General features: G+C 65.1%; 12 protein-coding genes. 6 read left to right on the forward strand and 6 right to left on the reverse strand.

Features of this window, described 5'->3' with window-relative positions; translation table 11 throughout:
• The first annotated feature begins 64 nt into the window (after positions 1-64).
• From HNQ40_RS04405 to lepB, 5 genes are all read left to right on the forward strand, one after another.
• Positions 65-1,138, forward strand: a complete 1,074-nt coding sequence (locus HNQ40_RS04405) for a phosphotransferase enzyme family protein (protein ID WP_184676670.1) — start codon at positions 65-67, stop codon at positions 1,136-1,138.
• Between the two features lie 82 nt (positions 1,139-1,220).
• Positions 1,221-1,685, forward strand: coding sequence for a 6,7-dimethyl-8-ribityllumazine synthase (ribH, locus tag HNQ40_RS04410; protein WP_184676671.1), 465 nt, complete (start codon positions 1,221-1,223; stop codon positions 1,683-1,685).
• Between the two features lie 79 nt (positions 1,686-1,764).
• Positions 1,765-2,235 carry a transcription antitermination factor NusB gene (gene nusB / locus HNQ40_RS04415; RefSeq protein ID WP_184676672.1) on the forward strand — a complete coding sequence of 157 codons (471 nt, stop codon included), beginning with the start codon at positions 1,765-1,767 and terminating at the stop codon, positions 2,233-2,235.
• 209 nt (positions 2,236-2,444) lie between these two features.
• Complete coding sequence (ftsY, locus tag HNQ40_RS04420; protein ID WP_184676673.1) at positions 2,445-3,386, forward strand: signal recognition particle-docking protein FtsY; 942 nt, start codon at positions 2,445-2,447, stop codon at positions 3,384-3,386.
• A gap of 57 nt (positions 3,387-3,443) precedes the next feature.
• The gene (gene lepB / locus HNQ40_RS04425) at positions 3,444-4,448 is read left to right on the forward strand and encodes a signal peptidase I (protein WP_184676674.1); all 1,005 of its coding nucleotides are present in this window, start codon (positions 3,444-3,446) and stop codon (positions 4,446-4,448) included.
• A gap of 42 nt (positions 4,449-4,490) precedes the next feature.
• Here lepB and dtd read toward each other — a convergent pair whose 3' ends face one another.
• From dtd to HNQ40_RS04455, 6 genes are all read right to left on the reverse strand, one after another.
• Positions 4,491-4,940, reverse strand: a complete 450-nt coding sequence (dtd, locus tag HNQ40_RS04430) for a D-aminoacyl-tRNA deacylase (RefSeq protein WP_184676675.1) — start codon at positions 4,938-4,940, stop codon at positions 4,491-4,493.
• An 85-nt stretch (positions 4,941-5,025) separates the two neighbouring features.
• On the reverse strand, positions 5,026-7,128 hold the full coding sequence (locus HNQ40_RS04435; protein WP_184676676.1) for a DUF5060 domain-containing protein: 2,103 nt from the start codon (positions 7,126-7,128) through the stop codon (positions 5,026-5,028).
• 183 nt (positions 7,129-7,311) lie between these two features.
• Entirely contained in the window at positions 7,312-9,111 is a 1,800-nt protein-coding gene (locus HNQ40_RS04440; RefSeq protein WP_184676677.1) for a VWA domain-containing protein, read from the reverse strand.
• Positions 9,111-11,603 (reverse strand): tetratricopeptide repeat protein, encoded by a 2,493-nt coding sequence (locus tag HNQ40_RS04445; protein ID WP_221435372.1) that lies wholly within the window; start codon positions 11,601-11,603, stop codon positions 9,111-9,113. Before HNQ40_RS04445 ends, HNQ40_RS04440 begins: the two co-directional genes overlap by 1 nt.
• A 79-nt stretch (positions 11,604-11,682) precedes the next feature.
• A complete protein-coding gene (locus HNQ40_RS04450) occupies positions 11,683-12,102 on the reverse strand; it encodes an ExbD/TolR family protein (protein WP_184676679.1) in 420 nt (139 codons plus the stop codon).
• An 84-nt stretch (positions 12,103-12,186) separates the two neighbouring features.
• Positions 12,187-13,137 carry a MotA/TolQ/ExbB proton channel family protein gene (locus HNQ40_RS04455; RefSeq protein ID WP_221435373.1) on the reverse strand — a complete coding sequence of 317 codons (951 nt, stop codon included), beginning with the start codon at positions 13,135-13,137 and terminating at the stop codon, positions 12,187-12,189.
• 144 nt (positions 13,138-13,281) lie between these two features.
• Here HNQ40_RS04455 and bioB point away from each other — a divergent pair, with 144 nt between their 5' ends.
• Positions 13,282-14,409 carry a biotin synthase BioB gene (gene bioB, locus HNQ40_RS04460; RefSeq protein ID WP_184676681.1) on the forward strand — a complete coding sequence of 376 codons (1,128 nt, stop codon included), beginning with the start codon at positions 13,282-13,284 and terminating at the stop codon, positions 14,407-14,409.
• The last annotated feature ends 1 nt before the right edge of the window (position 14,410 follow it).

Below are 14,410 nucleotides of genomic sequence, written 5' to 3' on the forward strand. Positions count from 1 at the left end.
CCATTTCTACAAAAAATCGCCCGCCCTGGTGATCCGGGGCGGGCGTTTGTTTTATGGTGCGGGGGTGAAACCCTTCGACCAACTCACCACCCGAGGCCAAGTGCGTCGGCTGCGTCGGCTTGCTGCAAACGCGTTGCAGGAGTTTGGTTTGTTTGAAGCGCATTTCGAGTTGATCCAGCACTGGGAGAACTCGACGTTCCGCGTGGATCACCCCGACGAGCGGGCGGCCTATTGCCTGACCGACCGCTCCGTGCCGGGACGCTACCTCTTGCGTCTGCATCGGCCGGACGAATTTTCGCTGGCGTACATCGAATCCGAAATGGCTTGGCTGGAGGCTCTGGCGCGAGACACCGATCTTTGCGTGCCCACGCCGGTCCGTGTTCCCGATGGGCGGCTGGCGTTGGAGTACGCCAACGCCGAGTTCCCCGAGCTCGGCGGAAAACCCGAGGGCCGCCGGGTGTGTTCGCTGCTGCGCTGGGTGCCGGGCCGACTCCTGAAAGGCGAGGCCCGGCGGCGGGTTCACATGCGTCGGCTGGGCGGTCTCATGGCCCAACTGCACCAACACGCCGACGCGTGGTCCCCGCCGTTTGAGTTGAACGTCAACCGCTGGGACGGGCCGACGCTGATGGGCCGGCGGGAGGCGCTCGGCATCGAGCCGGATGTCTGGGACGAGCTGCCCACGGATGAATTCGATCTGTTTGCGGCCTGCGAAGAACGGCTCACCTCTGCCATGCAAGACCTGGGACAGGGGCCCGAGGTGTTCGGGCTGATCCTCGCCGACCTCCACTTCAACAATGTCCTCTTCGCGGGAGGCGAGGCCCGCCCGATCGACTTCAACGATTGCGGGCACGGCCACTTCGTGCTCGACATCGCCAACGCCCTGCTGGGGTTCGACCCGCCCGGAGGCGAGCAGCCGTGGCGTACGGTCTTTGCCGAGGGTTACCAGCAGCACCGGCCGCTGCCGCCGCAGACCATGGACCACCTCGATCTATTTCTGGCGGCCCGGCAGGTCACGCTGATGCTGTGGTGCTACTCGTGCGCCCGCCACCGCGAGGCGTTCCGCCAGAGAATCCCTCGCTGGAGAGCATCGCTGATACCCGAGCTAACCGCCCGGATGAAGGGCCACTCGGCCCGATGAACCGCTGCCGGCTGGCGGGCAGGCAAGGACATGACAGCGGGGTGTGCTAAACTGTGGGACTCGCCTCCCCCAGAGCCCTCCCATGCCCCAAGAACACACCGGACAACTCACGCCCGGCGACCACAAGATCGCCATCGCCGTCGGCCGATTCAACGAGTTCATCACCGAGCACCTGCTCACCGCCTGCCTCGACACCTGGCAGCAGCTCGGCGGCAAAGACGAAAACGTCACCGTTGCCCGCGTGCCGGGGAGCTTTGAGCTGCCCGTGACGTCGCTCAAGCTGGCTGAGTCGGGCGACTACGCCGCGGTGGTGTGCCTGGGCTGTGTGATCCGCGGTGACACCGACCACTACGACCACGTCGTCGAGCAGACCGCCAAGGGCATCAAAGACGTGGGCGTCAACACCGGCGTCCCGACGATCTTCGGCGTGCTGACCTGCGACACCCTCGAACAGGCCATCCACCGAGCCGGGGCCAAGATGGGCAACGCCGGGCGGTCGGCTATGATGACCGCCGTCGAGATGGCGAACCTGATGCAAAAGCTGTGAGCCGCCCGCTTCGACCTTCCCCCCAACCACTCCACCCCGGGTCATTGACCCGGGGCTAAATTTTTTACCCCGAATCCCTATGTCCAAACGACACGCATCCCGCCGCCTGGCCATGCAGGTGCTCTACCAGATCGACGCCACCGGCGAGACCGACGCCGACACCATCTTCGCCGGCCTCGACGAAGACCACGACCCCGTCGAGGTCCGCCAGGAAGCCGTCGAGCTCGCCCTCGCCGCGTGGGCCCAGCACGAAGAGACCGACGAGAAAGTCACCGCCCTGGCCGAGGATTGGCCGACCCACCGCCAGCCCCCCGTGGACCGCGCGATCCTGCGTCTGGCGTTGTACGAGATGACCTCCGGCCGAACCCCCGCCAAGGTCGCGATCAACGAGGCCCTGGACCTCGCCAAGCAGTTCAGCAACGAAAACGCCCCCGCGTTCATCAACGGCGTCCTGGACAAGCTCCATAAATCCCTAGATCTGCCTGAGCCCGCCGCAGACACGCCCGCGGATGCGAGCGAGTGGTTGGATGATGCCAAGGCCGGGGAATAAGGGGTTGGGGACTTAGGGGCTTGGGTGTTGGGGGCTTGGATAGAGCAACTCCTACTTTTCAGATGGACCTGCTTGGTTCGAATGCCGTGGCCACACGAGCGGAGCGAGTGGTGGCGGGAACGGCCGCGGTTTTGCCTTGGCGTCTTGACCCTTTAGCCCCTCGGGCCCTCGGCCCCTCTCCCTCCCGAACCCGTTAGAATCTCCGCGACATGGCCCTCTTTAAATCCGCCTTCAAGAAGCTCTCCGGAGCGCTCGGCAAGACCCGCGAGGGGTCGGCGGGGGCGTTGCGGACGATCCTGTCCGGGAAACAACTGTCCAAGGAACTGCTCCGCGACCTCGAGCGGGCGATGATCCAGGCCGACATCGGCATCAAGACCGCGATCGAGATCCGCAAGGACATCGAGGCCGGCTGGGAGCGGGGCGAGATCGCCGACGGCGACGCGGCGCTGGACTTCCTCAAGGCCCAGCTCACCGCGTACTACCCCGAGTGGGACCGCACGCTGAACTTCGCCCCCGAGGGCGAAGGGCCAACGGTCATCCTCGTCGCCGGGATCAACGGCGCGGGCAAGACCACCAGCATCGCCAAGATCTGCAAAAGCCTTCGTGACGACGGGAAGAGCGTCCTGCTCGCGGCGTGCGACACGTTCCGCGCCGCGGCGGTCGAGCAGCTCGAAGTCTGGTCGGGTCGGCTGGGCGTCGAAGTCGTCAAGGGCCAGCAAGGCGGCGACCCCGCAGCGGTCGCGTTCGATGCGGCGGCGGCGGCGAAGGCCCGCGGCGTGGACGTCCTGATCATCGACACAGCCGGGCGTCTGCACACGCAGTCGCACTTGATGGATCAGCTCAGCAAAATCCGCCGTGTCGTCGAGAAGCAGATCCCCGGCGCGCCGCACGAAGTCATCCTGGTGATCGACGCGACCACCGGGCAGAACGGCGTGAACCAGGCCAAGGTTTTTGCCGATTCCATCGACGTGACCGGCATCTTCCTGTCCAAGCTCGACGGCAGCGCCCGCGGCGGCATCGTGATCGCGATCCGCGAAGCGCTCAACATCCCCGTGAAGTTTGTCGGGGTGGGCGAGACGCCGGCGGACGTGGAGCCGTTCGACCCCGCGTCGTTCATCGAGGCCATGTTCGCAGAACCCGCCGCAAGTTAACGCCTCGCTCACGCCACTCTTCCGAACCCCCGCCCCGCCTCCACGCGTAGCAATCCCATGACCGACTCCGACTCCCAGTCCGCTTCCGTTGACGACGAACCCACCCCCGCCGCCAAGGCTGCGGAAACGGCCGCGTCCCCAACGGAAGACGCCTCAGACTCCGACAAGAAGAAAAAGAAGGAGCCCCCGCAAGGCCTCTGGAAGGGTTGGATCCGTCCGCTGCTGACGGTGGTCATCATTGTGACCACCCTGCGGTCGTCGCTGATCGACTGGAACGATGTGCCGACCGGCTCGATGATCCCGACCATCGTTGAGGGCGATCGTATCGTGGTCAACAAGCTGGCGTATTCCTTCAACCTGCCGTTCAACGGGCCGGTGGTTTCCGTGCCGATCGTCAACGTGAGCTTCAACAACCCGCTCGACTTCCTGCCGGGGTTCTACTACGGCACGCCCGAGCGCAACGATATCGTGACCTTCTGGAAGCCCGGCGAGTTCTACGAGCCTTCGTACGACCTGTGGATCGAAGCCGGTTTCACCGAAGAATATGCTCTTGCACGTTCCACACCCACCGACGGCGGCATCCGCATGGTCAAGCGCATCGTTGCGGTGCCGGGCGACACCGTGGAGATGAAACTGGTGGTCGAGAAATTCGACGGCCGGCCGTTCGAATTCACCAAGCTCATCATCAACGGCGAAGAAGCGGTCTACAGCGACAAGAAGAACATCGAACTCACCGAAACCATCGGCGGGCACACCCGACGCGTGCGCTACGCCCGCTACACCGAAGTCAATGCGGGTGACGGTCGTATGATCACGCTGCCGCTCCACCCCCCCGCCCGGGCGTTCGGGCCACTCACCCTCGGCGAAGACGAATACTTCATGATCGGCGACAACCGCGACAACTCCGCGGACGGGCGTTTCTTCGGCCCGGTCAAGCTGGACCAGATCACCGGTAAGGCCAAGTTCGTTGCCGTGTCGTTCGACGGCAGCTACTTCAACCCGAACTGGTCGCGCTTCTTCCACGCGTTTGACAGCGACCTCGAACAACCCGCCACCGAGTAAGCCGCTTGCGGCTTAGCGTCGCGCAACCCGCAGGCTACACACTCACCATTCCGCCGAATCGAGCCACAACGTCACCGGGCCGTCGTTGTGGATATCGACTTTCATGTCCGCACCGAATCGTCCGGTGTCGACGTGGGGCACGCCCAGTTCCTTGAGCTTCACCGCGAAAAGATCGCACAGCGGCTCGGCGAGTTCGGGCCTTGCCGCAGCAATGAAACTCGGTCGACGGCCCTTGCGTGCGTCGCCGAACAGCGTGAACTGCGAGACGACCAGCGCCTCGCCGCCCACATCCAGCAGCGACTGATCGAACTTGCCCTCGTCGTTATTGAACAGCCGGAGATTGACCACCTTCTCGGCCATCTTGGCGATGGTCTGTTCGTCGTCGCCCTCGCCGACGCCGGCGAGCAGGACGTAGCCCCGGCCGATCTCGCCGACCACTTCTTCCGTGACCACGACCCGGCCTTCCGTCACTCGTTGGATCAATACACGCATGGCCGAATGATAATGCCCCGGCACGTGGCCGGGGCACATCAGGAGGAGACTTCGAGAGTGATCCGCCAAGCAAACCCGGAAGGGTTCAGGCTTGTTCGCGTCGACGCAGCAGGGCCAACCCGGCGATCACCGCCAGCGTTCCCGTGCCGGGCTCGGGGATGAGCGTGACCAGAGCGACCCAGTCGTTCACGTTGTTGCGGCCATCGGGGGTGTAGCCCAGCGCCGCCCAGTCGCCGCCCTCGAGACTCACCACCGCGCCTTCGAACAGGCCGGTGCGCGGGTTGTACCAACGCAGCTCAAACTCCATGGCGTCGTACAGGGTGAGGTTGAGTTCGGGCGAGTCGTCGGCACTCTGGCCGTTGTCGTCGTTCGAGCCGTCGGGCAGGTAGATCGCGTAGGTGTCGCCGACCAGGGCAAACACCTCCGCCCCGCCGTAGTCCGAGTCATCCCCGCGGACCAGTTCGTCGTCCGGGTCCATGAGCCAGAACGGGGTGTTCTCTTCGAGGAACTTCCGGGCGAAGTAAGACTCGCGGTAGACCTTCTCGTAGATGCGCTGGTCTTCGACATCCTGGTCGGCGTTGTGGATGAACCACTCGACGCCGCCGCCGGAGAACAGGATGTCGTACATCATCGTCTTGCGGACGGTGTTGAAGCGTTCGTTATTCGTGGTGCCGGACTCGGTGTTGTCGTTGACGCCGACCGCCATCCGGGTGATGGACTCGGGCTCGTCGATCTGTACCACCCACGGCCGACCTTCTTCAGCGGAGGTGCGGCGGAATGCCTCGACCACGTTCGACCATCCCTCGGCCACGCCGGGGCGTTGGAGGCTGGTGGTGTCGAAGTTGTCGTCGCCGTAGAAGAAGCGGTACGGCGAGTTGGGGAGCCGGGGGTCGGTCTCAAAGTTGTTGTGCTGGACCTGGTGCACGGTGACCGGGTGGTCGTAGGGGTCGATGGTCGAGAGGTATTCCGCGAACTCCTGGATGCGTGCCGCCTCCTCGGCGGTGCTGCCGCCGAAGCCGCTTCCCGCTTCGTATTCTTCACTCATGTTCCACTGCAACGCGTTGTGGTGGCCGAAGCGGGCGACCAGCTCGCGGTAGTAGAGCTTGCGTTCGTTACCGAGGGTGCCGTCGTCAAGCTCGCGCTTGTTGGCGAATTCGGCTTCGTTGAGGACGAAGTGCAGCTTGATGCCCTTCTCCTGGGCGTGCTGGAAGACGGTGTTCCACTGCTCGAGCTTGGAGATGTCGAAGCGGGTGTTGTCGTTGCTGCCGCCCACGTTCGTCTCGCCCGCAAGCCCCTGGGCCAAGTTGCCGCGGAGGTTAGCGTAGGGGTTCACGTCTTTGCCGTCGCCGCCGATGTTGTTCGGCAGGAAGTAGATCGAGTTGGCCGCAGCGTGGCCGGCCTCAACGCCGGGCAGGTCCAGGGTCTCGAGGTAGTTCAGGTAGCCGATGATGTTGCGGGCGTCGCCGCCGTTGGCCGCGGAGTTGCCGAAGTTGAAGTCCGGCGTATCCCAAGTCGGATCGCCGGCGTTGTAGTCGCCCGCGTGGGGTGCGTAGTTGTGCAGGATGCCGGGCCGTCCCGCAAAACCCGAGCTGTTGCCCTTGGTCTGGCTGTTGTCGAAGCCGCGGTAGGCCAGGAAGTTTTCGGGGCTGTCGATGCCGGTCTTGATCCAGTACTTCCCGTCGCCCAAGGTCTGCAGGTAGTGGTTGCCGGTGTAGGCCAAGCGACCACGGCTCATGAAGCCCGGGGCATTCGCGTCGCGCGCCGCGATATTGAATGAGCCGTTGGCACCGTTGAAGCTGGTCGCGGTGCCGGCGTTGGCGTCGAGGCTCACCGCGACGTTGGTGCCGCTGCGGAAGCTGGCTGTGTAGTCCCAGCTGCCCGCTTGGTCGGGCGTGAAGCGCGCTTTCCAGATGCTGTTGCCCTGGCTGTCCACCCCATCAAAGAAGCCCGGCACGTCGTAGTTCTTGCCGTTGCTGGTGAACTGCACCTGCAAACGGTAGTTCAGAAACGGGTTATTCCCGCCAACCTCACTCAACCCCGAGGGCCCGGAGAAGGTGACTTCGATGGGCTGCCATTGGGTCAGATTGCCCGTAACCTGAGCCAGGGCCTGACCACCACACATCCCGAAAACCAATGCGACAACAGAACCAACCGCCGCGGCGCGGCGAGCGAGAAACGTCTTCTGCATTACACCATCACTCCCGATGAAAGACGCAACCCCAAGGCAATGATTCGCCGCCCACCATCTCCAAATCTGATTATATAGAACACTCGGCCAAAAACCGCGCTAAATTCCGGGGATTGTTAACTGTTTATTTTTCGAGGGTATACCCGCAGGCTCTGAGACATCGGGCAAACGCAAAAGCGCGGCTCAGTAGAGCGTCTGGAGTTGGTACTTGCTGCGGAGCTTGCGGATCTCGGTCAGTAAGTCCGGCCGTTCACTCAGGCGGATGATCTCGCTGTAGAGGTGGTGCAGCTTCCAGAACGCCCAGCCCTGCGCGACCTCGTTGGTCCCCGCCGGCGCGTCATTCAGGTCCGCGCGGAACGTGAGGTCGACCGGCTTGCCGGCGCTCTGGCCGGTGACCTGCACGGTGAACGGCCCGGGCTGATCGAACCGGCCGTAGACCTCGAAGCTCTCGCCCTGGTGGATGTTGGGCAGCGTAAGCGGGTAGATCTGATCCATGCCCTGCCCGGCGAAACGGACCTGGACATCGTGGATGATCGGGTAGCGCAGCCGGCTCATCAGTTCGACAAGCTCGAGCGTCACGTCGGCGCGACGCTCGATGCTGACCGAGAAGCCCTTGTTGCGATAGGCCAGGAAGTCCAGCAGGCGGTTGTCCTGGTCTCGGCCTATGCCGACGCAGTAGATACTCGCCGCCAGGTCGTTCTCGCGGGTGATGAGGTTGATCAGCTCGCGGGTGTCGAGCACGCCCATGGTCGGGTTGCCGTCGCTGATAAGGATCAGTTCGTACACCCGGCCGGGCTCAATGTCGCGCTTGAGCAGTTGCCGAAGCGCGAGGTTCACGTCGGTCTGACCGCGGGCCCGGACGTTGCGCATCCAGCGGTCGGCCATCGTCAGGTTTTCTCGCGTCGTCGGCACCGGGTCGCCCGCAAAGGTGCGCACCTGGTCGCTGAAGAACACGAGGTTGAACCGGTCGTCGTCGTTCATCGTGCGGATCGACTGCTTGATGCCGTCGGTGATCTGCTCGATGGTTTTCTGCGGGATGCTGCGTGAGGTGTCGACCATGAACACCACGTCCTTGGGCATCGTGGCGAGCTTGCGCAGCGATCGCTTGCCGGTGATCTTCACCTGGAAGTAGCCGGCCTCGGTCGGCGAGTCCAGGCGGGTGATGCGGTAATCGAAGTCGTCGTCGAGGCGTTCGGGCGGCTCGAAGTCCTGCGGGTCGATCGCGCCAAAGCCCATGAAATCAAGGCCCAAACCATCGCCCACGGCAGCACCCGAAGCCGCGGAACTTCCCGCCGACCCGCCGCCGGCTCCGGGGCCCACGCCCGGACCCACACCGGGACCGGCGGCACTCGCGGCCGCCGCCCCGCTCGCGCCCAGGCCATCACCCGTGCCGGCCGCCAGATCGGGCAGGCCGCCGTCGGCAGCGCTGAGCTGAGCCAACAGGTCACCCGACAACGCCGCGCTGCCCGCGCCGACACTGCGCTGCGCATCGAACGCCGAGGTGTCGTCGTAGGCGATTTCTTCCGGCTCGATCACCATGTCGCTGAGCAGGTCGCCGAAGTCAAACACGTCTTGCGTGCTCGGCTGGGCCACCGCTTCGGTGCGCGGTAACGGCTCGGGGACCTCGCGTAGTTCCAGCTCCGGATCAAACACCTCGGAGCTCGCGGTCTCGACGTCACGCATCAGCGTCTCGGCCAAAGACTCGGCGGTTTCGTCGGGCTCCTGCGTTCCTTCGCCTTCGTCATTCGCCGCGCCGGTGATCTGGTCGAAGGTCGCACGCTTCACCCGCACCGGGGTGTCGTCGTCCATCAGCAGGCTCGGATCGAACTTGCCCAGCGTGCGGTCCTGCATCACGTAGCCCAGGCCCGCGTGGGTCCCCGCGCTGAGCACAAGGCCGATGATCAACATCAGCCCCGGCGCACGCGCCGCCAGCCCCGGGCGGAAACTCCTGAACCTCGGCTTGCGGTACTTGCGGGGCGGCATCAGCGCATCGCCTCCAGTTCGGCCTTCTTCGCCGCCACCCAACCGCCCAGCGTCGGGTCGAGCGACTCGGCGTCCATGCGGTTCAAGCGCACCAGCGCATCGTCCGCACGCTTACGGGATTTCTGATCCAGCAACGCGCGGCCGTACTCGGCATAGGGCGAGCCGTCGAAGGCGCGGGTCAATTCGTTGAGCTCTTTTACCAACACGTCGTCTTCGCCCAGCTCATCCGCGATCTCGGCGAGTTCGACCAGGCCCTGCTGCGGCAGCGGCTGGAGAGCCTCGACCGTGAGGTAAAGTACGACCATGCGTTTGATCGACGCCCGGGCCGAGAGCAGCGACTCGCGCATGCCCGCCTCATCGCCGCGGCGACGTAGCAGGTCGGCCCGCTGGCGATAAACCTTGCCGGTCTCGTAGAGCGATTCGGCGACGATCCGTCCGTCGTCGGCCTTGGTCAGGTCCGACAGCTCGATCAACGCCGCGTCGTGGTTGCCCTGCTTCGCTTCGGTGCGGGCCAGGAACAGCCGGGCTTCGAGGTCGAAGCCGCGTCCCAGCGCGACAACGCCGAAGAACGAGCGGTGGGCGTTCTCCAAATCGTCGAGCATGAAGTACGCCCGGCCACGGGTGAAGAGCATTTCCGATTCTTCGACGCCGACGAGCTTGCGTTTCTCGCCGTCGATCACCGCCAAGGTGCGGATCGCCTCGGCGGGCTCGTTGCGCTCGACCTCGTAGTTGCCCAACCAGAGGAGCTCGGCGTCCTTCAGCGTTTCCAGACCGCCGAGCTGTTCGATGCGGCGGAGCGTGAGGGCCGAGTCGTCGGTGCGGTTGGTATCACGCAGGTGGGCGGCGATGATGCGCAGGGCCGCGACGCGCTGGGGCGTGGGCATACGGGCGTCGTTGGCCGACTCGAGCAGCACCGCCATCGACTCGTCGGTGCGGCCGAGCTGATTCAACAACAAGCCGCGCCGCAGTTCGACCGCCTGGCGGTAGGGGTTGATCGGGTGATCGCGTTGCAGCTCGTCGAAGGTCGCCAGCGCTTCGCGGTACTGGGTCGCCCGGGTCTGTGCTTCGCCCTTGCGGTACAGCGCTTCCTGGGTCACGGCTGGGGGCATGGCTTTGGCGGCACCGAGGATCGCGTCGCAGGTCTCGATCGCGATCTCGTAGTTGCCCAGCCGGTGGTTGAGGTCGACGTAGCGGAGCGTGACCGTGGGCGACTCGACGTTGCCCTTCTGATCCATGTACTGCTTGAGGTCGGACGCGGCCGCGTCGAGCTCGTCGCCCTGTTCGAAGAGTGCGGCGCGACGCAGGAGTGCTTGGGCGTAGTACGGGTTGTCCGGCCCGGCTTCGATGAAGGTGTTCAGTCGGCCGATGCCTTCGACGGCGCGGCCCTGCTTGGCGTCGGCGGAGGCGAGCAGGAACGACGCGTCGATCTGCTGCGGCGACTCGGGGAACCATTTCTCGAGACGGGCCACGGTCTGGGCCATGTCGGTGTAGCGGGCGAGCTCGAACTGGCTGACCGCGAGCTTGTAGAGCACCAGGGCCGAGAGCGGCTGGTCGTCGCCGCCGCTGGCGTAGTCGGCCAGGAACTGCGTCGCCAGCGCGTGCTGGTCGATCGATTGATACGCCGAGGCCACGAGGTATTTCGCCTCGGCCTGGTTGGCCTTGGGCATCGACTCGGCAAACTGCTTGTACGCATTGACCACCGCGACGTTGCGCCCGGCCTGGAGGTCGGCCCACATCCGGCCCGTCACCGCGGCGGGGAACTCGCCCGAGGTCTGGTAGCGCTCGATCACGCGGGTGTAGTACGCGCTGGCTTCGTCGAGTTGTCCTTCGGAGAACGACAGGTCGCCGGCGTATCGCGCCGCCTCGGGGTTCACCGCGGCGTTGTCCATCGCCAACGCCTCGGCGAGGGTAACCAGGGCCGAGGTGGTGTCGCCGCCCAGCGCCTTGGCGCGGGCGAGTTCGAGCAGCGCCCGGGCTTTCACCGGCGACGCGAGTTTCGCCGCGGCGTCCGCCGAGTTGGCCGAGGCCTCGAAGTTGCCCGCGCCGCGGTAAGCGAGCGACCGCAGCAACAGCACCGACGCCATCGCGTTGTCCGGCAGACGATCCAGATCGATCTGTTCGAGCGATTCCAGGGCCTGGTCGTATTCCCCGAGGTCGGTCAGGACCTGGCCCCGCAGCAGCTGCACCGCGAACGCGGGCACGCGCTTGGGTGCGCTGGTGCCGGTCGCGCCGGCGAGCAGTTCGGCCGACGCCTGCAGCGCCCCGGACTGCTGGTAGATCAACGCCCGGAAGTACAGCGCATCTCCGCGCTGCTCGTCGTTGGGGAACTTCTCAAGAAACGTATCAAACGCCGCGCCAGCCTCGGCGGTGTCGCCGCGTTGCATGAGCTTGTAGGCGAATAGGAACTCCTGCTGCGACGCGGAGGCTTGCGCCAGGGACGAGGTAGCAGGGACGAGGGACGAGGCCAAGGCAAAGCACAGCCAAGCCGCCACCTTCACAGTCCACCGCGATTTGGATCGATTCCGATTCATAAAAACTCGTTCCTGTTCACTCGTCCCTCGCCCCTGATTTCTATTCCGCCGGTCGGATCGTCGCGGCCTGGACGTTGTCGAGGCCCACCTGCTGGGCGACGTCCATGATCCAGACCCCCAGACCCCAGTCGGCTTTCTGGTCGGCCCGGACAACCAGCGAGTCGATCGCGGTCACGTTCTTGAGCTGGGTTAGCAACTCGGGCAGTTCCTCGGCCGAAACCTCACGCTCGCCGAGGAAGATCCGGTTGTCATCGGAGACGGTGATGATCACCTGGTCCTGCGGGCCGACCGCGGCGCTGGCGGTCTCGGAGGTGGGCAGGCTTACGTCCATGCTCAGCTCGGCGTCGCGGAAGACCGAGGCGGTCATGAAGAAGATGAGCAGCAGGAACAGCACATCGACCATGCCGGCCAGGGGCAGGACCGGGGCGGAGCGTTCGCGGGTTTGGGTGGCGAAGGACATAAATCTGAAGTCCGTTAGCCCCGGGCTCGGCCCGGGGTCGGTGGGAGAGACAACCCCCCGGCAAAGCCGGGGGCTAACGGGTGGTTACAACAACTTCGAAGGCTCTTCCTCGGGCTCGTCGTCCTCGGCGTTGCGGATGCGGTCGGCAATGGTGTGGACGGCGGCCTCGGCCTCGGCCAAGGTCTTGGTGGCGCGGCTCTTGATGATGGAGTAGAAGACCAGGGCGCTGATGCCGACCATCAGGCCGAACATCGTGGTGGCCATCGCCTGGCCGACGCCTTGGGAGAGGACGGTCGAGTCGATCGAGCCGGACTCTTTGTCGAGGCCGAAGAACGCGGTGATCATGCCGATGACCGTGCCCAGCAGGCCGAGCATGGGGGCGACGTTGCTGATGTCGGCGAGGTAGCTGATGCGGTTCCAGATGATGTCGGAGAGGCGTCGGCCCTCGGCGTCGATCATGCTCATGATGATGGACTGGCTCTTGCCGTGGTTCTCGACGCAGCGGAGGATGATGGGGGCGATAAAAACGCCCTTGCTGCGGCGGCAGGCCTCGGCCGCGGCGTCGTAGCGGCCGACGAGCACGAGGTTGGTGATCTCGTTGACGAAAGCCGCGGGGGCGACGGATCGGCTGTTGATCGTGAACAGGAACCAGAGGAAGAACATCAGGCTGAGCACCGAGAGGCCGCCGATGATGCCGTTGATCACCGGGGCGAACTCAAACATCTGCCGGAGCTTGTAGATCGGTTGGACCGAGAGGTCGCCGAGGTTGCCGTAGTCCGTGGGCGTGGCCGGGGCCGAGGCGGGTACCGGCGCGGGGGTGGCCGGTACGACACCGGGCGACGCGGGGGCCGGGGCGGGCTGCGTCGGCGACGCAGTCGGAGCGGGCGGGAGGGCCGGGGAATTCTGGGCCCGGAGGGTCAGCGTCGAGCCGACGGCCAACAGCGCGGCGATCATCACCAGAGCACGGGGCCACAGCCGACGCGCAGGAACGGGGGCGCGCCCGGCCGACGGGGCGGAAGAAATCATTTGCCGCATGGGGTCGTCTCTCAATGTCACAACAGATCCTGATCGGTACACATCATACCCCCAGAGCCGGGGCTGCCCCTCTTTTATCGGTGGACCGCTCGGCTTGCTACAATCGCCCACCCGATAAAACCCCAACTATGGGAGCCCCCCGGCATGGATTTCGCGTTTTACCAACAGCTCGCCGACGACGCTCTGAACGACGTCGAGCCCTCCGAAGAGCTCTGCCTCCGCCTGCTCACCGATGAGTCGCTGCAGTTGATGCCGCTGCTCAACGCCGCCTACGCGGTCCGCCACGCCCACTTCGGCAACCAGGTCCAGGTCCACATCCTCAACAACGCCCAGAACGGCCGCTGCCCGGAAGACTGCTCCTACTGCACCCAGGCCAAGACCAGCGACGCCGACATCGAGCCCTACCCCATCAAGAACGAAGAAGAGGTCCTCGGCGAGGCCGAGCGCGCCTACAACGCCGGCGCCCACCGCTACTGCATGGTCTTCTCCGGCCGGGGCCCCACCGCCAAACGCACCGACCAGCTCGCCGGCTACATCAAGGCCGTGAAAGAGAAATTCCCCTCGCTGGAAGTCTGTGTCTCCGCGGGCCTGCTCGACGACGAAAAGGCCAAGGTGCTCAAAGAAGCGGGCCTCGACCGCCTGAACCACAACCTCAACACCTCGCGGGACAACTACGGCAAGATCTGCACGACCCACACCTACGACGACCGCCTCAACACCCTGCTGTCCGCCAAACGGGCCGGGCTGGAGACCTGCTCGGGCCTCATCGCGGGCATGGGTGAGACCCCGGAAGAGTTGATCGAGGTCGCCAAGACGCTCGCCTCGGTCAACGCCGAGTCGATCCCGGTGAACTTCCTACTGCCGTTCGAGGGCAACGTCCTGCCCGGCACGCCCGAAGACGCCAAACAGCTCACGCCCGAGTACTGCCTGCGCATCCTCTGCATGTTCCGCCTGACTAACCCGAGGGCGGACGTCCGCTGTGCCGCAGGCCGGGAGTTCCACCTGCGGTCGCTCGAAGCGATGTGCCTGTACCCCGCCAACTCGCTGTTCCTCGACGGCTACCTCAACGGCCAGGGGGCCGAGCGCCGCCGGACGTATCAGATGATCCAGGACGCGGGCTTCGCGATCGTGTCGGACCAGCCGCTGGAAGACCTGCTCGAAGAAATCCCCGCGGATGCCGACCCCAACGCCAAGATCAGCGAACTCACCCGCGACGGCGTTCAGATCAAATCGATGGACCAACTTCGTCCCGCGATGCCGGTCAAGTCGTGAC

The organism is Algisphaera agarilytica, from assembly GCF_014207595.1.
GTDB classification, from domain to species: Bacteria; Planctomycetota; Phycisphaerae; order Phycisphaerales; family Phycisphaeraceae; genus Algisphaera; species Algisphaera agarilytica.

Coding starts and splice junctions, on each gene's coding strand:
- bioB (WP_184676681.1), top strand. CDS start 13,282: ATGGATTTCGCGTTTTACCAACAGCTCGCCGACGACGCTCTGAACGAC.
- HNQ40_RS04455 (WP_221435373.1), bottom strand. CDS start 13,137: ATGCGGCAAATGATTTCTTCCGCCCCGTCGGCCGGGCGCGCCCCCGTT.
- dtd (WP_184676675.1), bottom strand. CDS start 4,940: ATGCGTGTATTGATCCAACGAGTGACGGAAGGCCGGGTCGTGGTCACG.
- HNQ40_RS04435 (WP_184676676.1), bottom strand. CDS start 7,128: ATGCAGAAGACGTTTCTCGCTCGCCGCGCCGCGGCGGTTGGTTCTGTT.
- ribH (WP_184676671.1), top strand. CDS start 1,221: ATGCCCCAAGAACACACCGGACAACTCACGCCCGGCGACCACAAGATC.
- nusB (WP_184676672.1), top strand. CDS start 1,765: ATGTCCAAACGACACGCATCCCGCCGCCTGGCCATGCAGGTGCTCTAC.
- HNQ40_RS04450 (WP_184676679.1), bottom strand. CDS start 12,102: ATGTCCTTCGCCACCCAAACCCGCGAACGCTCCGCCCCGGTCCTGCCC.
- HNQ40_RS04440 (WP_184676677.1), bottom strand. CDS start 9,111: ATGCCGCCCCGCAAGTACCGCAAGCCGAGGTTCAGGAGTTTCCGCCCG.
- lepB (WP_184676674.1), top strand. CDS start 3,444: ATGACCGACTCCGACTCCCAGTCCGCTTCCGTTGACGACGAACCCACC.
- ftsY (WP_184676673.1), top strand. CDS start 2,445: ATGGCCCTCTTTAAATCCGCCTTCAAGAAGCTCTCCGGAGCGCTCGGC.